This is a genomic window from Candidatus Solirubrobacter pratensis (assembly GCF_000425945.1).
In the GTDB taxonomy this organism is placed as follows: Bacteria; Actinomycetota; Thermoleophilia; order Solirubrobacterales; family Solirubrobacteraceae; genus Solirubrobacter; species Solirubrobacter pratensis.
The window spans coordinates 415,614-436,383 of record NZ_AUEK01000006.1 but is presented as its reverse complement, the minus strand read 5'-3'; the positions used below and the strand labels follow the sequence as shown (position 1 = coordinate 436,383).

Sequence of the window (20,770 nt, the reverse complement as noted above, 5' to 3'; positions counted from 1 at the left end):
CTCACTTCTCCAGGATCGCGACGACGCCCTGGCCGCCGGCCGCGCAGATGCTGATCGCGCCGCGACCCGAGCCGCGCTCGTCGAGCGCCTTGGCCAGCCCGGCGACGATCCGCCCGCCGGTCGCGGCGAACGGATGGCCGGCGGCCAGAGAGCCGCCGTTGACGTTGAGCCTGTCGCGATCGATCTCGCCGAGCGGCGCCTCGCGGCCGAGCCGCTCGCGGTTGTACACCGGGTCCGCCCACGCCTTCAGCGTGGCCAGCACCTGCGAGGCGAACGCCTCGTGGATCTCATAGAGGTCGAAGTCCTGCAGGCTCAGGCCGGCGCGATCGAGCATCCGCGGCATCGCGTACGTCGGCGCCATCAGCAGCCCCTCGCCCTTGTGGACGTGGTCGACGGCGGCGGTCTGCGCGGCGGTGATGTAGGCCAGCACGGGGAGCCCGCGCTCGGCCGCCCAGTCCTCGCTCGCGAGCAGCACAGCGGAGGCGCCGTCGGTCAGCGGCGTCGAGTTGCCCGCCGTCATCGTGTCGCCGAACACGGGCTTGAGCTTGGCGAGCTTCTCGGGCGTGGAGTCAGGCCGCAGGTTCTGGTCGCGCTCGAGCCCCAGGTACGGCTGCACGAGGTCCTCGTAGAAGCCGCGGTCGTAGGCCGCGGCCAGCTTGGCGTGCGAGGCCGCGGCGAGCTCGTCCTGCTCCTCGCGCGTGACGCCCCAGTCCTTCGCCATCAGCGCGGCGTGCTCGCCCATCGACATGCCGGTCCGCGGCTCGCGGTTGACAGGCGTCTCGGGCACGATCTGGCCCGGCCGCAGGCGTGTCAGCTGGCGCGCGCGGGCGGGCAGCGACTTCGCGCGGTTGAGGTCGAGCAGGATCTGGCGCAGGTCCTCGTTGACGCCGATCGGCGCGTCTGACGCGGTGTCGACGCCGCCGGCGATGCCCGCGTCGATCTGGCCCAGCGAGATCTTGTTGGCGACGGCGATGACCGTCTCGAGCCCGGTCCCGCACGCGCGCTGGATGTCATACGCGGGCGTCTCAGGCGCGAGCTTGGAGCCGAGCACGGCCTCGCGCGTCAGGTCGCGGTCGCGCGGATGCTTGAGCACGGCGCCGGCCACGACCTCGTCGATGCGCGCGTCCTGCAGTGCGTAGCGCTCGGCGAGCCCGTCGAGCACTGTGGTGAGCATGTCGAGGTCGCTCGCGTGCGCATAGGCGCCGTTGGAGCGCGCGAACGGGATCCGGTTGCCGCCGATGACGGCCACGCGGCGGGTCTGGGTGTTCATTGGGTCCTCAATCCTGGTTCGAGGGTGCGGATCAGCAGGTCGGCGGCCTTGGCGGCCGGCATCGCCTCGGTGCGCAGCCACCAGCGCCCGAGCGCCTCGGCGGCGCCGAGCAGGGCGACGGAGAGCGGCTCTACGGCCGGCTCGGGGTTGCGCTCGCGCAGCGCCGCGGTGACCAGGCTCGCGAGCCGGTCGCGGTACTCGGCGACGCGCCGCGGGATCGCGCCGCTCGCGGGCAGCGTCTCGTCGAACAGCACGCGCCACGCCGCGCGGTCGGAGTCGAGGAAGGCGAAGAACGCGTGGATGCCGTTGCGCAGCGCTTCGGCCGGCGTCTCCGCGTCCTGGACGGCGCCGACCACCGTGTCGAGCAGCGCGTCGCCCGCCGGCTTCATGCAGGCGAGGAACAGCCGCTCCTTGTTGCCGAAGTAGTTGTAGAGCAGCGGTTTCGTGACGCCGACCTCGGCCGCGACCTCGTCCATCGTCACCTCCGCGTATCCGCGCTCGGCGAACAGCGCATGCGCAGTGTCGAGCATCTGGCGCTCGCGCTCGGCCCGCGGCAGCCGCGTCCTCACGCCGCCGCCTGCGCGACCGGCTTGGCGTCGCCAAGGCAGGCGTCCGGGACACCGAACGCGTCGACGAGCATCTCCGCGTGCGGGCGGATCTCGGCCAGCAGCTCGTTGACCGCCTTGATGACCGCCTTCGAGCGGGTCGCCGTGAGCTTGCCGTGCTCCTGGTACCAGCCGCGCTCGGCCTCGATCCGCGACAGCGCGTAGAGGCTGCAGAGCTTGTCGAGCACCGGATCGCGGCCGGCGACCTCCGCGAAGGCCTCGAGCACGACGAGGTCGACCCACGAGCGAGCGGTCGTCAGCACGTGGTCCTGGCAGTCGACGAGCACGCTGAACGGGTCGCGCCCGTCGCCGATGCCCTTCTTCAGCCGCCGCGCGACGCCGCCGAGGACGTGCTCGTGGCGCCACTTGAACAGCTCCAGCTGCGTCTTGCGCGCGAGCAGGTCGCCGCCCTCGTCGCGGCCGGGGATGCCGATCTTCTCGGCCAGCATGCCGAACGCTTGGCCGGCGATGAACTGCGCCGTGCCGAGCGGGTCGAGCTCCCCGAAGGCGTCCTTGTAGTCGGTCAGCAGGTTCTTCGCCGCGAGCTGGAGCAGGACGGTGTTGTCGCCCTCGAAGGTCGTGAAGACGTCGGTGTCGGCCTTCAGCGCGGCGAAGCGGCTCTGGCGCAGGTAGCCGGCGCCGCCGCACGCTTCGCGGCAGGCCTGGATCGTCTCGGTCGCATGCCACGTGGCGATCGCCTTCACGCCGGCCGCCAGCGTCTCCAGCTCGCGCCGCTCGCGGTCGCCGGTGTCCGCGTTGGTGAAGACCTCGTGCAGCTCAGCGATCAGCCGGTCCTGCGCGAACGACAGCGCGTACGTCGCGGCGAGCGGGATCAGCAGCCGGCGCTGGTGCGTGCGGTAGTCCATCAGCAGCGCCTCCGGCTCGCCCGGGACGCCGAACTGGCGGCGCGTCAGCGCGCGCCGGATCGCGATCGTCAGTGCGACCTTTGTCGCCGAGATCGAGGCGCCGGAGACGCTGATGCGGCCCTGGATCAGTGTCCCGAGCATCGTGAAGAAGCGCTTCGTCGGGTTCTCGATCGCGCTGGTGTAGGTGCCGTCGGGCGCCACCTGGGCGTAGCGGTCGAGGAGGTTCTCGCGCGGGACGCGGACGTGGTCGAACCAGATGCGCCCGTTGTCGACGCCGTCCAGCCCGAGCTTCGCGCCGCAGTCCTCGATCCGCACGCCCGCCAGCGTGTCGCCGTCCTCGTCGCGCAGCGGCACGAGCAGCGCGTGTACCCCGCGGTCCTCGCCGGCGCCGGGCCCTCCGGCGCGCTGCGGGCTTCCCTGACGGCAGCCGGCGATCAGCTGCGCGAAGACGACCGCCATGCGGCCGTCGCGCGCCGCGTTGCCGATGTAGTCCTTGCGCGCGTCCTCGCTGGGCGTATGGACGACGAACTCCTCGGCCTCGGGGTCGTAGGTCGCGGTCGTGCCGAGCGCCTGGACGTTGGACCCGTGGCCGGTCTCGGTCATCGCGAAGCAGCCGGGCAGTTCCATCGAGGTCGCCGCGCGCAGGTAGCGCTCGTGGTGGCGGGCGGTCCCGAGATGCAGGATGGCGCCGCCGAAGAGCCCGAACTGGACGCCGCACTTCACGAGCAGGCTGAGGTCCCCGAAGGCGAGCGCGCCGAAGCTCGCGACCGAGCCGCCGACGTTGTCCTGGCCGCCGTACTCGGCGGGGAAGCCGCGGCCGGTGTCGCCCTCGGCGGTCAGCTCCTGTACCCAGGCGAGCACCTTCGCGCGGTGCTCCTCCATCGGCAGGTCCACAACGGGCTCATTGCCGGGCTGGGACAGCCACCAGCGGACGCGGTCGCGGATCTCGGCGTAGTCGCCGTCGAGCAGGGCCCGCAGGTTCTTCGTGCTCATGCGACCAAGTTACCCACATATAAATTTCTATATCGGTAACTGTGACGCAGCGCACGCTCGGACCGCTGGGCGGATCCATCGGTGCCGCCGCGGTGCGGGGCCTACCGCCGCGCCCGGGCCTCCGCGGACCGCCGTGCCGGGCCGGCGAGCGCGGTGCAGGGCGCGCCCGCTTGAGGGCACACTCGGATGAGGGGATGCTGAGCCAGGGGCTTTGCTGTCGCCGTCCTGACCGACCAGCAAAAGTCTGATGTTTTAGGGCGGCCGGCCGCGCTCAACTTCCGTGCCGCGGGGTCGATGTCCTTGGTCGGGCGGCTCCCCCGCTTCAGGTCCCATGCGATCAAGCCTTCTCGCCTTTCTGCTTCTCGCTGCGCTGTCGGCGCCGGCCTCGGCACAGGCCGCGCAGGGCGACATCATCGTCCAGCGCAAGTCAGGGCTGGACCGCTCTGAGCGGGCCGGCCTGCGCGACCGTGCGGACGTCCGGCTCCGAGAGACGCTGCCGCTCGCCGCGACCGAGCTGGTCTCGCCGCAGGGCAGCCAGGCCGCCGCGCTCGCCGCGCTGCGCAAGGACCCCGACGTCGTCTACGCCGAGCCTGATCGCCGGGTCCACGCGCTCACCGACGACGCGGCCTGGGGCGACCTCTGGGCGCTCGACAACACCGGGCAGTCCGTGAACGGGCCGTACGACGGCCAGCACTACTCGAACCAGACGGGGACGCCCGACGCGGACATCGACGCGCCGGAGGCGTGGGCGCGCAGCCGCGGCGCGGGTGTGACGGTCGGCGTGGTGGACACCGGCGTGGACTCCGGGAACCTGGACCTGGCGGGGCAGATCGACACGTCGCTCGGCTACGACTGGGTCGACGGCGGCGCGCCCGACGATGCCAACGGCCACGGCACGCACGTCAGCGGGACGATCGCCGCGCTCGCGGACAACTCGATCGGCGTGGCGGGCGTCGCACCCGACGCCAAGCTCGCGGAGCTGCGGGTGCTCGACGCGAACGGCGGGGGGGACCTGTCGAGCGTCGCGGCGGCGTTCGCCTACGCCGGCGAGCACGGCCTGCGGATCGTCAACGCGTCGCTGGGCGGCCCCGACTCCGCGGCGGTCGGCCAGGCGATCGCGCGCTACCCGAACACGCTCTACATCGTCGCCGCCGGCAACGACGGGGCCGACGACGACGGCTCCTCGCCCTCCTACCCGTGCGCGTATCCCTACGCCAACGTCATCTGCGTCGGCGCGTCCGACAACCGTGACCAGCCGGCGATCTTCTCCAACTTCGGCAAGACCTCGGTCGATCTCTTCGCGCCGGGCGTCGGGATCCTGTCGACCTGGAAGGGCCCTGGGCAGGTGTACAGCGACGACAGCGGCACGTCGATGGCCTCGCCGCACGTCGCCGGCGTCGCCGCGCTCGCACTGGCGGCCGATCCGAGCGCCTCGACCGCGCAGCTGCGCGCGGCGGTCCTCAACGGCGCCGATCATCCGCCGGCGCTGGCCGGCCTGTCGGCCACGGGCGGGCGGCTGAACGCCAACGGCGCCGTGCAGGCGGCCGCGGCGATTTCGGCGGAGCCGCCGGCGCCCACCGCCACGCCCACGTCCACGCCGGTCGTGACTCCCGCCCCGATGGCGACGACCACGCCGTTCGCCGCGGCGAAGCTCACGAGCATCTCGATCTCGGGGTCGCTGCGTACGAAGACGAGCCGGCTGCATGTGCGGTTCGCGCTCACGCGCGCGGCGAGCGTGGGGTTCACGGTCACCAAGCGGGGCGCGAAGAAGCCGGTCGCCACGTGGACGCGCAAGAGCGCCACGGGCCGGAACACCGTCACGCTGACGCGCCGCCTGCCGACGCGCCGGACGCTCCGGCCCGGGGCCTACCGGCTCTCGCTGCGGCTGTCGACGTCGGCTCGCAGCGCCTCGTTCCGCGTCCGCTAGACGCCGCTGCACGGCTCGCATCCGGAGCGCGGCGTCGCGCGGGGCGACAGGCTCGCGATGCGCGTCGGCGTCACGCGCTAGGCACTAGAGCGCGTTGTAGGACTCCTCCTGCGCCCACCCGCCGGCGGTGCGCGCCGTCACCGAACAGTGCAGCGCGCCCGGCGCGTCCTTGCGCGTCGCGCCGTGGCCCGGCACGTACGTGCGCCTGCCCTGGCCGAAGCGGCCGTTCTCGACCTTCCCCGGCGCCTGGCGATACCAGCGCACGCTCAGCTTCGGCGCGTTGCGCCACGGCCCGGACACGCAGCGCAACACGTGGCCGTGGCGGCGCACGCGCGTGCGCCTGGCGGCCCATGGCGCGGGCGTCTTCGTCGCGGTCAGCAGTGCGCGGTGGGCGTCGACGCGCTCGGACACGTCCGGCAGCCCTCCGCCGCAGCCGCGGCCTTGCGTCTCGCCGCCCCACGTGACGACGCCGGCGACCGCCCAGACGCCGTTGCGCCGCACCATCACGGGGCTGCCGCTGTCGCCGGCGCACGCCTGCGCGGCGGCCGGCGTCGTGTCCTGCGTGCAGAGGTGCAGTGCGGGGAAGAAGAGCTTCGGCCCATAGGCGGCGGGGCACGCCCCGACGACCGCCTGCTTCGCGCCGAGCCCCGGCTGCGACCACGTCGGGCTCGGCGTCGCGGTGCCCGTGCCGCCGCGGCCGACGGTCAGGCTCGGCTCGCCCTGGACCGGAGGCGGGTCGGCGACCGGCAGCGCCGGCACCCCGGCGACCGGCGCCTCGAGCAGGATGATCGCGAGGTCGTCCGCGGTCGCCGAGGCGCTCGGGTCGTCCGGCGCCGCCGGGGCGGGGATCTCGTGGTAGTCGGTAGGGAAGATCGCGCCCCGCCACGGGTACCGCTTGCCCGCGATGCGCACGCTCAGGCGGACCGGATCGGCGCCCTGGACGCAGTGCGCGGCGGTGAGGACGCGGTCGGGCGCGATCAGCGAGCCGCCGCAGACGACGCCGCGCGTCGTCAGCGAGACAAGCCACGGCGCCTGCTCTTGCGGCACCGGCGTGCCGTGGAAGATGGAGGCGGCGGCGAGCACGGCGGCGGTGGCGATCACCGCCCCAGGCTACTTCCTGCGGCCCGGCATCCCGACCGGCGACAGGCGCGACGCCGCCCTCCGCGCGAACGCGCCCGGCTCGAGCTTCTGCGCCAGCTCGCGCAGCTCTCTGCGCTCGGACCTGTTGAGCCGGTGCCCGCGCCGCACCAGCTCCGCCATCCGGCGCCGCTCCTCGCGGCTGAGCCCATTGAGGTGCTGCCGGGCCAGGAGCACGATCTGCAGGATCGCGAGGAGCTTGAAGTACGGGATGCGACGCATGTCCTAGATCTACCCGAAGAGCCACACTCGTGCTCCTGCGGTCGCCGCTGCCTGCCGGAGTCGGTTCGCGCAGCGCGCAACGGCCGAGGATCAACCGCCCGGTCGCGGGTCGCACGCGGACAAGACCCGCGGCGGCGCGGCCGGTAGCCGCGTCGGTCACCCTGCCGGCGCGAACGAACCGATTCGGAGCGGCTGCTCCGGCGAGCGCGTTCGGCGGCACGCCGCAGGGCAGCGAGCTTGAGCGGTCCCACCCGCGGGTGGCCTCGTGGGCGTTCGGGGGTCGGCGCGTCGACAGCGGCAGGCGTCGGCGCCTGTCGAGCGGGTCTCTGGTCGACCGACGACCCGGGTCCCACGAGGACAGGACCCGCGGCCGGGCGGCCAAGCCCTGCGTTGTAGGCGAGCGGCCGGGCGGCCAAGCGCTGCGTCGTCACCTGAGAACGACGAAGGGCCCCGTCGCCGGGGCCGTTCGAGACGCTTCAGAAGCCGGGTTCGGCTCAGCCGCAGCCGGTGTTGTTGCCGCAGCTCGAGCACGTGTAGCAGGAGCCCGTGCGCTGCATCATGCCGCCGCACTGATTGCACGCGGGGCCGAGGTCCAGGCCGATGAGGCGGGCCGGGACGACCGGCGGCGTGTCGGTCAGCGCCGCCGCGGCCGGCTGGATCTCGGCGGCCGGGACCGTGAAGTCGGCCTTCGCGGTGGCCCCGCTGTTGCCCGTGCCGCCGTTGGCCGGACGTGAGGAGCCGCCGGAGGCGCCGGTGGCCGTGTCCTCGGCCGTCTTCTTCGCGCGGACCTCGGGCGTGAGGATGCCGAGCTCCTCCTGGACGTCGGAGTCCAGGAAGCGGGAGGCGAGCCAGCGCATGATGTAGTCCGGCATCGACTTCGCGAACGGGATCTCCGGGTTGGTGGTGATCCCCTCCGGCTCGAAGCGCATGTAGGCGAACTTGCGCACGAGCGTCTCCAGCGGCACGCCGTACTGCAGCGAGATGGAGATCGCGGTCGCGAACGAGTTCATCATGCCGCGGAGGGTCGAGCCCTCCTTGCCGATGTCGGTCAGGAAGATCTCCCCGACCGAGCCGTCCTCGTACATGCCGGCCGTGATGTACCCCTCGTGGCCGCCGAGCGAGAACTTGTGCGTCAGCGACTGGCGCTCGCGCGGCATCCGCTTGCGCAGCGGCTCGTCGGTACGGGCGACCGCCTTCCTGACCGTGGCCGCGACGGCCTCCTCGATCTTCGCCTCGACCTCGGACTCCGTGAAGATCGCCTCGCCGGCCTCGAGCGCGGCCTCGGCCTTGGCGTCGACCTCCTTCTGCGCGTCGGTGCGCAGCGCCTGCGCCGTCTTGGAGCCGTCGCGGTAGATCGCCAGCGCCTTGACGCCGAGCCGCCAGGCCTGGATGTAGGCCTCGGCGATGTCCTCGACCGTCGAGGTCTGCGGCATGTTCACGGTCTTTGAGATCGCGCCCGACAGGAACGGCTGGACGGCGCCCATCATCTTGATGTGGCCGGCCGCGGAGATCGCCCGCTCGCCGACCGCGACGTCGAACACCGGCAGGTGCTCGGCGGCCAGGCCGGGGGCGCCGATGATCGTCCCGTGCTCGGCCACGTAGGCCTCGATCTGGTCGACCTGCTGCTCGCCGTAGCCGAGCGTCCGCAGCGCCATCGGCACGGTGCGGTTGGTGATGACCATGTTGCCGCCGCCGACGAGCTCCTTGTACTTCACGAGCGAGAAGTCGGGCTCGATGCCGGTCGTGTCGCAGTCCATCAGGAACGAGATCGTGCCCGTCGGCGCGAGCACCGTCGCCTGCGCGTTGCGGTAGCCGTAGAGCTCGCCGAGCGCGACGGCCTCGTTCCACGTGTCGCGCGCCGCCGTCAGCAGCGGCTCGTCCTGGCAGGCGTCGTCCGGGATCGCGTACGAGGCGTCGCGGTGCATGCGCATGACGTTGTTGTGCGCCTCGCGGTTCTCGGCGTAGCGGTCGTACGTGCCGATCGAGCCGGCGATGCGCGCCGACTGCGCGTACGCGCGGCCGGTCATCAGCGCCGTGATCGCCGCCGCCGCGCCGCGGCCCTCGTCGGAGTCGTACGCGTTGCCGTTGGCCATCAGGAACGCGCCGAGGTTGGCGTAGCCGAGCCCGAGCTGGCGGAAGGCGCGCGCGTTGTCGCCGATCTCCTTCGTGGGGTAGCTCGACGGCGAGACGACGATCTCCTGGGCCAGGAACACGATGTCGACCGTGTGCTGGAAGGTCTCGACGTCGAACGTCCCGTCGGGGCGGCGGAACTTCATCAGGTTCAGCGACGCCAGGTTGCACGCCGAGTCGTCGACGTGCATGTACTCCGAGCACGGGTTGGACGCGTTGATGCGGCCCGAGTTCGGCGAGGTATGCCACTGGTTGATCGTCGTGTCGTACTGGACGCCTGGATCGGCGCAGCGCCAGGCGGCCTCGGCGATCTCGCGCATCAGCTCGCGGGCGTTGACCGGCTCGCCGATCGGCTCGCCGGTCGTGCGCGCGATCAGGTTCCACTCCGCGTCGTCCTCGACCGCGTGCATGAACTCGTCCGTCACGCGGACCGAGTTGTTCGCGTTCTGGTACTGGATCGAGTGGAAGCCGTCGCCGTCGATCGACATGTCGAACCCGGCGTCGCGCAGCGCGGCGGCCTTGTCCTCCTCCTTGGCCTTGCACCAGATGAACTCGCGGATGTCCGGGTGGTCGACGTCGAGCACGACCATCTTGGCCGCGCGGCGCGTCTTGCCGCCGGACTTGATGGTGCCCGCCCACGCGTCGGCCCCGCGCATGAAGGAGACCGGGCCGGACGCGGTGCCGCCCTTGGACAGCGGCTCCATCGAGCCGCGGATGTTCGACAGGTTGATGCCCGACCCGGACCCGCCGCGGAAGATCTTGCCCTCGCGCGTGTTCCAGTCGAGGATCGACTCCATCGTGTCGTCGACGGAGAGGATGAAGCAGGCCGAGCACTGCGGGCTCTCCTCGAAGCCGACGTTGAACCAGACCGGCGAGTTGAACGCGGCCAGCTGGTTCAGGAGGATGTACGTCAGCTCCGCCTCGAAGGTGTCGCCGTCCTCGACGGAGGCGAAGTAGCCGCGCTCACGGCCCCAGTCGGCGATCGTCCCCGCGACGCGGGAGATCATCTGCTTGACCGAGCGCTCGCGCGTGGGCGAGTTCAGCTGGCCGCGGAAGTACTTCTGCGCGACGATGTTCGTGGCGTTCTGCGACCACGACTTCGGGAACTCCACGCTCTCCTGCTTGAACGACCCCACTGCTGCCGTTCTCGTCTCCCATTCGACGGTGTCGAATGGATGCACTCCGGGCCGCGTGAACAGGCGCCGCACGCTCAAGGCCTCTCCCGCCCGGGGATCCTGCGTGAGTGTCGTCTGCGGCGTCGTCTGTTCCATCGGTGGCAACTCCCTTCAGTGCCCGGCTCGGCACGGGCTCAAATCTGCGGGCGGTGAATGTTGCCTCGTGGTCCGGACGGAACGAACCTCAAGAAGCCTGCAAATTCCGGGAATCGGACAGGAAAACTCGGTACTTGGATTCTACCGGCCGAGCCGGAGCCAATCGGAGAAGTCCGCCCAGGTCCCGCGGGTGCGGAACGCGGCCTCGCGCCACGCGTGGGCGAGCCTCGGATTGCGCCGCGAGGCGAGCGCCGCGAGAAGCAGCGCGAGCGCCCCGAGCAGCGCCAGCGCGATCAGCGCGATCGGCAGCGTGAGGCTGCGATGGCCCTCGTGGACGATCACGGGCTGCGCCGGCGCGGCGGCCGGGGGAGCGGCCACGGGCGGCGCCCCCACGGTCGGCACCGGGCTCGGCACCGGCGTGACGCTGCCCTGCGGCGGGATGTCGTCCTCGGGCGGGACCGTCCCCGACCTCGACGACCCGCCGTGGTGCGAACGCGGGAGCGTCCCCGACTCGGCGCCTGAGCTGTCGCTCGAGGAGCCGCTGCTCCCGCTGTCCGGCGTGGCCGTGGCCGTGGGCGTCGCGCCGGCGCCCGCGCCCGCCCCGGCTCCGGCGCCCGCGCCCGTCCCGGCTCCCGCGCCCGGGGAGCCCTTCGAGTCGCAGCCGCCGGACTTGTGCTTCTGGATCCCCGCGGTGATCGCCTCGCGGAAGTCCGGATAGTCCTGGTCGTACGCCGGCTCGATCGTGTCGAGCGTGTCCTGCAGCGTCTTCTCCGTGTGGTCGCAGACGTCGATGACGCCGTCGCGGCGGTAGTCGTCATACACGCGCTGGACGTCCTTCGGCCAGTCCGTCTTCGCGTCCGCCGAGGAGGCCGTGGGCGTCGCCGTGGGGCTTGCCGACGGCGTCGGCGTCGAAGTCGGATCCTGCGCCCGGGCGGTCACCGGGGCTGTGGCCAGGAGCGCCAGCGCGGTCGCAACGACCGTGATCGGGCGCGTGCGCATCCCGGCCAAGTGTAACCGCCGGCGTCGCTACGATCCCGCCGCATGCGGCTTCTCGTCACCGGCGGCGCCGGCTACATCGGCTCCATCGTCGCCCAGCGACTGGTGGCGCGCGGGGATGACGTGACCGTCCTGGACTCCCTCGATCGCGGCCATCGCGACGCCGTCCCCGAGGGCGCGGACTTCGTGCAGGCCGACCTGCTCGACCTCGACGCGGTCCGCGCGGCGCTCGCGTCCGGCTTCGACGGCGTGCTGCACTTCGCGGCGCTCGCGCTGGTCGAGGAGTCGGTCGCGCATCCCGAGCGCTACTACCGCGGCAACGTCGTGGCGACGCTGAACCTGCTCGACGCGATGCGCGAGGCGGGCATCGGCCGGATCGTGTTCTCGTCCACGTGCGCGACCTACGGCGAGCCCGAGACGGTGCCGATCTCCGAGGACGAGCCGGCGACGCCGGTCAACAGCTACGGCAACTCCAAGCTCGCCGTCGACCGCATGCTCGCCGACGAGGCGCGCGCCCACGGCCTCGCAGCGGTCTCGCTGCGCTACTTCAACGTCGCGGGCGCGAACGAGCCGCTGGGGGAGGACCACGAGCCCGAGACGCACCTGATCCCGCTGATCCTGCAGGCGGCCGCAGGGACGCGCGAACACATCTCGATCTTCGGCACCGACTACCCGACGCCCGACGGCAGCGCGGTGCGCGACTACATCCACGTCGACGACCTGGCGCGCGCGCACCTGCTCGCGCTCGAGAAGGCCGAGCCCGGCCGGCACGACATCTACAACCTCGGCTCCGGCACGGGCTACAGCGTGCGCGAGGTGATCGACGCCGTCCGGCGCGTCACCGGCCGCGACTTCCAGGTGCGCGAACAGGAGCGGCGTCCCGGCGATCCGCCGCGGCTGGTGGCGGCCAACGCGAAGGCGCGCGCGGGGCTCGAGTGGACGCCGGAGCGCTCGCTGGACGACATGATCGCCGACGCCTGGGCGTGGCGGCAGGCGCACCCGCAGGGCTACAGCGCCTGAAGCGCGTCCGCGAGCACGCGCTCCGGCGGCTGCGAGGCGTCGAGCACGACGAAGCGCTCCGGCTCGGCGGCGGCGAGCTCGTCATAGGCGCGCGCGATCGCCTCGAAGAAGCCCAGGCCCGCGGACTCGAGCCGGTCCGCCTCGCGGCCGGCGATGCGGGCCAGGCCCGCCGAGGGATCGATCCGCAGTAGCAGCGTGCGGTCGGGGACCAGCCCGCCGGTGGCGAACCGGTTCAGGTCGCGCACCTCCCGCACGCCGAGTCCGCGCCCGCCGCCCTGGTAGGCGAGCGAGGAGTCCACGAAGCGGTCGAGCACGACGGTGGCGCCTGAGTCCAGCAGCGGCCGCAGCCGCTCGGCGACCAGCTGCGCCCGCGCCGCGGCGAACAGCAGCGCTTCCGCCCGCGGATCGACGTGCAGCGCCGGATCCGCGACCAGTGCCCGGATCCGCTCCGACAGCTCGACGCCGCCCGGCTCGCGCAGGACGATCGCGTCGAGCGCCCGGGCCAGGCCCGCGACCAGCGTGCTCTTGCCGGCCCCGTCGAGCCCCTCCACCGTGATCAGCACTCCGTAGGATCTTCACACGTGCTCGCGCTCGACGCCCACCCACATGCGCGCGCCGTCCTCGGCGCGGCGCTGAGCGGCGAGCCCGCCCACGCCTATCTGCTGCACGGCCCGGCCGGCGCGGGCAAGCGCGAGACCGCGCGCGCGTTCGCCGGCGAGCTGCTGGCGCGCGGGGCGCGCGACCCCGGCAGCGCCCGCGCCCGCGCGGCCCACGGCGCGCATCCCGACCTCACGTGGGTCACGCCCAGCGGCGCGCACGAGATGCTGCGGCGCGACGTCGAGGAGGCGGTCGTCGCGGCCGCCGCGCACACGCCGTTCGAGGCGACGCGCCGCGTCTTCGTGCTCGAGCGCGCCGACACGATGAACGACGAGGCGGCCAACGCGCTGCTCAAGACGCTCGAGGAGCCGCCGCCCTACGTCGTGCTCGTCCTGCTCACCGACCGCCTCACGCAGGTGCTGCCGACGATCGCGTCGCGCTGCCAGCCGGTCCGCTTCGACGCGCTCGGCCCCGGCGCGCTGGCGCAGAAGCTCCAATCCCAGGGCGTCCCGCCGGAGACCGCCGAGGCGTGCGCGCGGCTGAGCCTGGGCGACGGCGAGAAGGCGCTCGCGCTCGCGCTCGGCGACGGTCCCGCGCTGCGCGCCGCCGCGGAAGCGCTCGCCCGGGCCCCGCTGCAGGGCCGTCGCGACCGGCCGTGGGAGGCGCTGCTGGAGCGCTCGAAGGCGCGCGGCGCGGCGGCGCGCGCGGAGGTCGAGGCGGCGCTGGCCGAGGAGCTGCAGTACCTGCCCAAGAAGGAGCACCGCCGGCGCGAGACCGAGTACGGCGAGCGTGCGCGCCGCGCCCAGCGGCGCGCCGAGACCGGCGCGCTCGACCATGCGCTCCAGCTCGCGGGCCTGTGGTTGCGCGACGTCGGCGCCGTCGCGGCCGGCGCCCCGGAGCTCGCGTTCAACGCCGATCGCGCCGCCGAGCTCGCCGCCGACGCCGAGGGCCGCAGCCCGACCGCCCTGCGCGCCGCGCAGGAGCTCGTCGACGACACGCGCGCGCGGCTGCAGGTCAACGTCGGGTTCGAGCTCGCGTGCGAGGCGCTCGCGTTCCGGCTCGAGGAGACGCTGGCGACGTGACCCGCGTGGAGGTCCTCGGGTCGTACGCCGCGGTGCACGCCCCGGGCCTCGAGGACGAGGTCGCGGTCGAGGAGCCGCTGGAGATCCGCGCCGGCGGCCGGCCGCTCGCCGTGACGATGCGCACGCCCGGCGAGGACGAGGAGCTCGCGCTCGGGTTCCTCTACGGCGAAGGCCTGATCGACGGCCCGCGCAAGGCGGCCCCGACGCTGGAGATCAACACGGTCGAGGTCGAGGGTCCGCTCGCCCGCGAGCCGAGCCCGCGCGCCTTCTACACGACGTCCTCGTGCGGCGTCTGCGGCAAGGGCGCGCTCGAGGAGGTGGCGGTGAGCGCGGCGCCCGCGCGTCCTGGGCCGGCCGTCCCGCGACCGCTGCTGGCCGGGCTCCCGGACCGCCTGCGCCAGCCCACCTTCGCCCGCACGGGCGGCCTGCACGCCACCGGCCTCTTCACGCCCGACGGCGAGCTGCTCGCGGTGCGCGAGGACGTCGGGCGCCACAACGCGATGGACAAGGTGATCGGCTGGGCGCTCGGGCAGGGCCTGGTGCCGCTTCACCCCGACATCCTGTGCGTCTCCGGCCGGCTCTCGTTCGAGCTCGTCCAGAAGGCCGCCGTCGCCGGCGCGCCGATCCTGGTCGGTGTCGGCGCGCCCAGCTCCCTCGCCATCCGTCTGGCCGCTGACAGGGGAATGACGCTGGCGGGCTTCGCACGCGGCGGACGTGTGAACGTGTACACGGCCGTGGAGCGGGTGACTTGACAGAGCCCTCCTGGCAGAAGCTGCGCAAGCTTCCCGTCGTCGGCCGCGCCGCCGACTGGGGCATGGGCGGCCACGCCGTCTCCAAGAAGACCAGGAAGGCGGGCCCTCGCACCGCCGGGCTGAAGGCGACCGAGAGCGTGTGCCCGTATTGCGCCGTCGGCTGCGGCCAGGTCGTCTACACCCGCGGCGGCGAGCTGGTCTCGATCGAGGGCAATCCGCGCTCGCCGATCAACCAGGGCACGCTGTGCCCGAAGGGCTCCGCGAGCCGCCAGCTCGTCCAGCAGCCCGGCCGCCTCCAGAAGGTCCGCTACCGTCGTCCAGGCGGCACGGAGTGGGAGGAGATCGAGCTCGAGACGGCGATGGAGATGATCGCCGAGCGCGTGGTCGCCGCCCGCGAGGACGGCTGGCAGCGCATCAACGACCAGGGCTGGCGCGTCGACCGCACGATGGGCTTCGCCCACCTCGGCGGCGCGACGCTCGACAACGAGGAGAACTACCTCCTCAAGAAGGCCTACACCGCCATGGGCGCGATCCAGGTCGAGAACCAGGCGCGCATATGACACTCCTCCACGGTCCCCGGTCTGGGGACCTCGTTCGGCCGTGGCGGCGCCACCTCACACCTGCAGGATCTCCAGAACGCGGACTGCGTCCTGATCCAGGGCGCCTCGATGGCCGAGGCGCACCCGGTCGGCTTCCGCTGGGTGATGAAGGCGCGTGAGCGCGGCGCCAAGGTCATCCACGTCGACCCCCGCTTCTCCCGCACCAGCGCGATGTCGGACATGCACGTCCCGATCCGGGCGGGCAGCGACATCGCGTTCCTCGGCGGCCTGATCCGCCACGTGCTGGAGACCGAGAGCTACTTCAAGGAGTACGTCCTCAACTACACCAACGCCGCGACGCTCGTCAACGAGGACTTCAAGGACACGGAGGACCTCGGCGGCTTCTTCTCGGGCTTCGACGAGGCCGACCACACGTACGACGCGACGTCCTGGATGTACGAGGGCGGCGAGATCGCGGCCTCGGCCGGGCGGCGCGAGCACTCGTCGCAATCGTTCACGACGCGCACCGGCGCGGGGATGATGACCGGCAGCGTCAAGTCCGACCCGACGCTGCAGAACCCGCGCTGCGTGATCAACGTCCTGCGCCGGCACTTCGCGCGCTACACGCCCGAGATGGTCGAGCGCATCTGCGGGATCACGACCGAGCAGTTCCACAAGGTCGCCGAGACGCTGATCGCCAATTCTGGTCGCGAGCGCACGACCGCGCTCTGCTACGCCGTCGGCTGGACGCAGCACACCGCCGGCGTGCAGATGATCCGTGCCGGCGCGATCCTGCAGCTGCTGCTCGGGAACATCGGCCGCCCCGGCGGCGGCGTGATGGCGCTGCGCGGCCACGCCACGATCCAGGGCTCGACCGACATCCCGACGCTCTACGACCTGCTGCCCGGCTACCTGCACATGCCGATGGCGCGCGAGGGCCATCTCACGCTCAAGGACTACATCGACACCGGCGGCGCGAGCAGGGGCTGGTGGTCGCACTTCCCGATCTACATCACCTCGCTGCTGAAGGCCTGGTTCGGGGACGCCGCGACCGCCGAGAACGACTACGGCTTCGGCTACCTGCCGAAGATCTCCGGAAACCACTCGCACATCGCGACGATGCTGCGGGCGTTCGACGGCGGCCTGGACGGCATCTTCCTGATGGGCCAGAACCCCGCCGTCGGCTCCCAGCACGCGGGGCTGATGCGACGCGCCCTCGCGCAGATGAAGTGGGTCGTGGTGCGCGACCTCGCCGAGATCGAGTCGGCGACGTTCTGGCGCGACTCGCCCGAGATCCGCTCCGGCGAGCTGAAGACCTCCGAGATCCAGACCGAGGTCTTCCTGATGCCGGCCGCGAGCTACGTCGAGAAGGAGGGCTCCTTCACGCAGACGCAGCGGCTCGTGCAGTGGCGCGACAAGGCGCTCGACCCGCCGGGCGACGCCCGCAGCGAGCTGTGGTTCATCCACCACCTCTTCAAGCGCGTCCGCAAGCACTACGAGGGCTCGACCGACGACAAGGACTGGCCGATCCTCAACTGCAAGTGGGACTACCCCGAGCACGGCGAGCACGCCGAGCCGAGCGCCGAGGCGGTCCTGAAGGAGATCAACGGCTACGAGGTCGCGACCGGCGAGCCGGTCCCCGGCTTCGCGCAGCTCAAGGCCGACGGCTCCACCGCCTGCGGCTGCTGGATCTACTCGGGCGTCTACGCGGGCGGCGTCAACATGGCCCGCCGGCGCGAGCCGGGCGACATCTCGGCCGAGGGCGGCTGGGTCTCGCCGGAGTGGGCGTGGGCATGGCCGGCGAACCGGCGGATGCTCTACTCGCGCGCCTCGGCCGACCCGGACGGGAAGCCGTGGTCGGAGCGCAAGAAGTACGTCTGGTGGGACGAGGAGCAGGGCAAGTGGACCGGCTACGACGTGCCGGACTTCCCCGTCGACAAGCGGCCCGACTACCGCGCCCCGGACGACGCCGAGGGAATGGACGCGATCTCCGGCGACGACCCGTTCATCATGATGGCCGACGGCCGCGCGTGGCTGTACGCGCCCTCCGGGCTGCTCGACGGACCGATGCCGGCGCACTACGAGCCGCTCGAGTCGCCGCTGGAGAACCCGCTGTACCCGAAGATCCACGCCAACCCGGCGGCGCTGAAGTGGACACGGGCCGACAACCCGTACGCCGAGCCGGGCGACCCGCGCTACCCGGTCGTGGCGACGACATTCCGGCTGACCGAGCACCACACCGCCGGCGGCATGTCGCGCTGGCTGCCGTGGCTGGACGAGCTGCAGCCGGAGATGTTCGCCGAGATCTCGCCCCAGCTCGCCGCCGAGCGCGGGATCGAGGACGGCGGCTGGATGACGATCGTCTCGCTGCGGGCGGAGATCGTGGCGCGCGCCCGCGTGACGGAGCGGATGCGGCCGCTGACGATCGACCGCGCGATCGTGCACCAGATCGCGCTGCCGTGGCACTGGGGCTTCGGCGGGCCGGACGGCGGCGACGTGGCGAACGACCTGATCACGCTCTCGGGTGATCCGAACGTGTCGATCCACGAGTCCAAGGCGTTCGTCTGCGACGTGCGGGCGGGACGCTCGTCGCGCGGGACGGCGCCGCTCGCCGGCACGCACGACGCCAAGCCGGCGGCCCCGAACCGCGACTACTGGGCGGAGACCCAAGACCATGAGTGAGCTGTCGATCACGAAGCCGGGCGCGCGCCGCATGGGCTTCTTCACCGACACGACGGTCTGCATCGGCTGCAAGGCGTGCGAGGTCGCGTGCAAGCAGTGGAACGACCTGCCGTCCGACGGCGGCGAGTTCCGCAAGGGCGGCTCCTACGACAACACCGGCACGCTCGGCGCCAACACGTGGCGGCACGTGCGCTTCGTCGAGCTCGCCGAGGGCGGGCCGCCGCGCGAGGAGATCCCGGACCTGGTCGACTGGGCGAACACGTTCGACTCGTGGGTCTTCATGTCCGACGTGTGCAAGCACTGCACGCACGCCGGCTGCATGGACGCGTGCCCGACGGGCGCGCTGATCCGCTCGGAGTTCGGCACCGTCGTGCTGCAGCCTGACGTCTGCAACGGCTGCGGCTACTGCATCCCGTCGTGCCCGTTCGGCGTCGTCGACCGCGACCCGGACGACGGCCGCGCCGCCAAGTGCACGCTCTGCTACGACCGGCTGGAGGAGGGCCTGGAGCCGGCCTGCGCGAAGGCGTGCCCGACCGACTCGATCCAGTTCGGCTCCTACGACGACCTCGTCGAGGTGGCCGAGCGGCGCGTGGCGACGCTGCACAAGCGCGGCGTCGAGAAGGCGTACCTCTACAAGGACCTCGCGGGCGGGCTCGGCGCCTTCTTCCTGCTGACCGAGCCGCCCGAGCGCTACGGCCTGCCGGCGAGCGCGGAGTCGCCGGCGCAGCAGAACGTGGTGCCGGCGACGGTCGCGGCGTTCGGCGCCGCGATGCTGGCGGCGGCGGGCGTCGCGGCGGCGTTCCTGCAGGCGAGGCGGCGATGAGCGACGAACGCGACATGACGCCCGCGCTGGGCTCGAACGCCTCGCCGAAGTTCGGGGAGAAGACCGGCGAGAAGGTCGCGCTGCACATCGGCGAGTGGCGCGACGGCGAGTGGTCGTACCTGTACGGCTCCGACACGAAGTACGCGGGCGCCGAGCGCGCGACCGGGGAGACGCCGCCGCTGGACGGCGTCGGCCACGGGATGATGAAGCCGGCGGTGTGGACGTGGGAGGTCCCGCTCTACTTCTGGACCGGTGGGATCGCCGCCGGCTCGGCGTTCGTCGCGCTCGCGTGCGACCTCGCGGGCGATCACCGCGCGGCCGAGCTGGCGCGCAAGGTCTCGCTCGCCGCGCTGATCCCCTCGCCGCCGCTGCTGGTGCTCGACCTCGGGCGCCCGATGCGCTTCCTGAACATGCTGCGGATCGTCAAGACGCGCTCGCCGATGTCGATGGGCGCGTGGGCGCTGATCGTGTTCGGCAACCTCGCCGCGGCGGCCGTCGGCTTCGATCTCCTGGGGCGCGGGAAGGCCGCCCGCGCCACCGGCGCGGCGAACGTGCTCGTCGGCGGCTACCTGGGCTCCTACACGGGCGTCCTGCTCGCCGCGACCGCCGTCCCGGTGTGGGCGCGCTCGCGCCTCTTCCTCGGCCCGATCTTCGTCTGCACGGCGACCGCCACGGGCGCGGCCGCGTGCCGGCTCGCGATCTGCGCGGCGGGGGACTCGAAGGAGTCCACGCGGATCGCGCTCAACCGGGTCCAGACCGGCGCGATGGCCGCCGAGCTGGCGCTCTCGATCGTCAACGAGCGGCGCTTGCCGGAGACGATCGGGCGGCCGCTGCGCGAGTCCAAGGTGCTGAAGGCGGCGAAGTGGACCGTGCGCGCCGGCCTGGGGCTGCAGGCGACCCGCAGCCCGAAGCTCGCGCACGTGGCGTCGGTCCTGCACCTCGCCGCCGGGCTGCTGTTCCGCTACGGCTGGGTGCGGGCGGGCGCCGACTCGGCGAAGGACGACCGCGCGGTCGCCGAGATGGCGCGGCCGTCGCCCTCGGGCGTGTCCCCCGGCTGATCCTCCGGATCGCGTCCGTAGAGGTAGTAGTAGCTCCCGGAGACGAAGACCCCGGCGCCGACGAGGTTGCCGAGGAACGCGAAGATCCAGTTCTTGACCGCGTCGTCCCAGCCGATGCCCGGCACGTGCGCGAAGATCGCGGCCGGCAGGAAGAACATGTTCGCGACCACGTGGTCGAAGCCGATCGCCACGAAGGCCATGATCGGGAAGAAGATCGCCAGCACCTTGCCGCCGATGTCGTCGGCGCCGAGCGCCATCCAGACGGCGAGGCAGACGAGCCAGTTGCAGCCCAGCGCGCGCAGGAAGATCTGCCAGTCGGTCTCGGTGTGGCCCTTGGCCTCGGCGATCGCGGACAGCCGCGCGAGCGGCAGCTCGGCGGTGAGGACGCCGGTCTTGACGGCGAGGAAGTAGGCGACGAACAGCGAGCCGAGCAGGTTGCCGATCAGCACCCACGTGAAGTTGGCGACCACCGCGCCCCACGTGGCGCGGCCGCGCAGGGCGGCCAGCGGGACGAGCGCCATGTTGCCGGTCAGCAGCTCCGAGCCGGCGATCACCACGAGGATCAGCCCGAGCGCGAACACCGCGCCGGTGAACAAGGTCGGCAAGGTGCCCCAGGTCTCGGGCTTGAGCCCCGACGACACGCTGATCGCCACGAGGCCGCCGAACGCGATGTAGGCGCCGCCGAGGAAGCCCGCCACGATCGCCTTGCCTGGCGAGAGCGCCGCCTTGGTCGCTCCGGTCTGCGTGCCGGCGAGGGTGATCGCCCTGGGGTCCTTGAAAGCCACTGTCCATCCTCCCGA

At 72.5% G+C, this 20,770-nt stretch carries 16 protein-coding genes; 7 read left to right on the top strand and 9 right to left on the bottom strand.

The window, feature by feature from the left end; genetic code table 11:
- Position 1: 1 nt before the first annotated feature.
- The 3 genes from H958_RS0105800 to H958_RS0105790 are packed head-to-tail and all read right to left on the bottom strand — an operon-like array spanning position 2 to position 3,734.
- On the bottom strand, positions 2 to 1,270 hold the full coding sequence (locus tag H958_RS0105800; RefSeq protein WP_028057974.1) for an acetyl-CoA C-acetyltransferase: 1,269 nt from the start codon (positions 1,268 to 1,270) through the stop codon (positions 2 to 4).
- Entirely contained in the window at positions 1,267 to 1,839 is a 573-nt protein-coding gene (locus H958_RS35275; protein ID WP_051323866.1) for a TetR/AcrR family transcriptional regulator, read from the bottom strand. The genes H958_RS0105800 and H958_RS35275 overlap by 4 nt, the downstream gene beginning before the upstream one ends.
- Entirely contained in the window at positions 1,836 to 3,734 is a 1,899-nt protein-coding gene (locus tag H958_RS0105790; protein WP_028057973.1) for an acyl-CoA dehydrogenase family protein, read from the bottom strand. The genes H958_RS35275 and H958_RS0105790 overlap by 4 nt, the downstream gene beginning before the upstream one ends.
- Positions 3,735 to 4,065: 331 nt before the next feature.
- On the opposite strand from H958_RS0105790, the gene H958_RS42845 reads away from it, so the two are divergent.
- On the top strand, positions 4,066 to 5,661 hold the full coding sequence (locus H958_RS42845) for a S8 family serine peptidase (RefSeq protein WP_051323865.1): 1,596 nt from the start codon (positions 4,066 to 4,068) through the stop codon (positions 5,659 to 5,661).
- 84 nt (positions 5,662 to 5,745) lie between these two features.
- Here the strand turns inward: H958_RS42845 and H958_RS0105780 are convergent, their stop codons facing one another.
- The 4 genes from H958_RS0105780 to H958_RS45935 all read right to left on the bottom strand — a co-directional run bounded on the left by H958_RS0105780 (position 5,746) and on the right by H958_RS45935 (position 11,420).
- Entirely contained in the window at positions 5,746 to 6,762 is a 1,017-nt protein-coding gene (locus H958_RS0105780; RefSeq protein ID WP_028057972.1) for a S1 family peptidase, read from the bottom strand.
- 9 nt (positions 6,763 to 6,771) lie between these two features.
- Positions 6,772 to 7,020 (bottom strand): hypothetical protein, encoded by a 249-nt coding sequence (locus H958_RS0105775; protein ID WP_028057971.1) that lies wholly within the window; start codon positions 7,018 to 7,020, stop codon positions 6,772 to 6,774.
- Between the two features lie 494 nt (positions 7,021 to 7,514).
- Positions 7,515 to 10,421, bottom strand: a complete 2,907-nt coding sequence (locus H958_RS0105770; protein ID WP_028057970.1) for a vitamin B12-dependent ribonucleotide reductase — start codon at positions 10,419 to 10,421, stop codon at positions 7,515 to 7,517.
- A 141-nt stretch (positions 10,422 to 10,562) separates the two neighbouring features.
- Complete coding sequence (locus H958_RS45935) at positions 10,563 to 11,420, bottom strand: hypothetical protein (protein WP_028057969.1); 858 nt, start codon at positions 11,418 to 11,420, stop codon at positions 10,563 to 10,565.
- 42 nt (positions 11,421 to 11,462) lie between these two features.
- Here H958_RS45935 and galE point away from each other — a divergent pair, with 42 nt between their 5' ends.
- Positions 11,463 to 12,437, top strand: a complete 975-nt coding sequence (gene galE, locus H958_RS0105760; RefSeq protein WP_028057968.1) for a UDP-glucose 4-epimerase GalE — start codon at positions 11,463 to 11,465, stop codon at positions 12,435 to 12,437.
- Here galE and tmk read toward each other — a convergent pair.
- Entirely contained in the window at positions 12,425 to 13,000 is a 576-nt protein-coding gene (gene tmk / locus H958_RS0105755; RefSeq protein ID WP_028057967.1) for a dTMP kinase, read from the bottom strand. The two genes, galE and tmk, sit on opposite strands and share 13 nt — an antisense overlap.
- A gap of 18 nt (positions 13,001 to 13,018) precedes the next feature.
- Here tmk and H958_RS42840 point away from each other — a divergent pair, with 18 nt between their 5' ends.
- The 5 genes from H958_RS42840 to nrfD are packed head-to-tail and all read left to right on the top strand — an operon-like array spanning position 13,019 to position 19,970.
- Complete coding sequence (locus tag H958_RS42840) at positions 13,019 to 14,116, top strand: DNA polymerase III subunit (protein ID WP_028057966.1); 1,098 nt, start codon at positions 13,019 to 13,021, stop codon at positions 14,114 to 14,116.
- Positions 14,113 to 14,868: a formate dehydrogenase accessory sulfurtransferase FdhD gene (gene fdhD / locus H958_RS0105745; protein ID WP_081685639.1), complete on the top strand. Its 756-nt coding sequence runs from the start codon at positions 14,113 to 14,115 to the stop codon at positions 14,866 to 14,868. The genes H958_RS42840 and fdhD overlap by 4 nt, the downstream gene beginning before the upstream one ends.
- A 20-nt stretch (positions 14,869 to 14,888) precedes the next feature.
- Positions 14,889 to 18,089, top strand: coding sequence for a formate dehydrogenase (gene fdh, locus H958_RS35260; RefSeq protein WP_407641129.1), 3,201 nt, complete (start codon positions 14,889 to 14,891; stop codon positions 18,087 to 18,089).
- Positions 18,082 to 18,912 carry a 4Fe-4S dicluster domain-containing protein gene (locus H958_RS0105730; RefSeq protein ID WP_028057963.1) on the top strand — a complete coding sequence of 277 codons (831 nt, stop codon included), beginning with the start codon at positions 18,082 to 18,084 and terminating at the stop codon, positions 18,910 to 18,912. The genes fdh and H958_RS0105730 overlap by 8 nt, the downstream gene beginning before the upstream one ends.
- Positions 18,909 to 19,970, top strand: a complete 1,062-nt coding sequence (gene nrfD / locus H958_RS42835) for an NrfD/PsrC family molybdoenzyme membrane anchor subunit (RefSeq protein WP_051323864.1) — start codon at positions 18,909 to 18,911, stop codon at positions 19,968 to 19,970. Before H958_RS0105730 ends, nrfD begins: the two co-directional genes overlap by 4 nt.
- Here nrfD and H958_RS44830 read toward each other — a convergent pair.
- A complete protein-coding gene (locus tag H958_RS44830; RefSeq protein WP_028057962.1) occupies positions 19,874 to 20,755 on the bottom strand; it encodes a formate/nitrite transporter family protein in 882 nt (293 codons plus the stop codon). The two genes, nrfD and H958_RS44830, sit on opposite strands and share 97 nt — an antisense overlap.
- Positions 20,756 to 20,770: the final 15 nt, after the last annotated feature.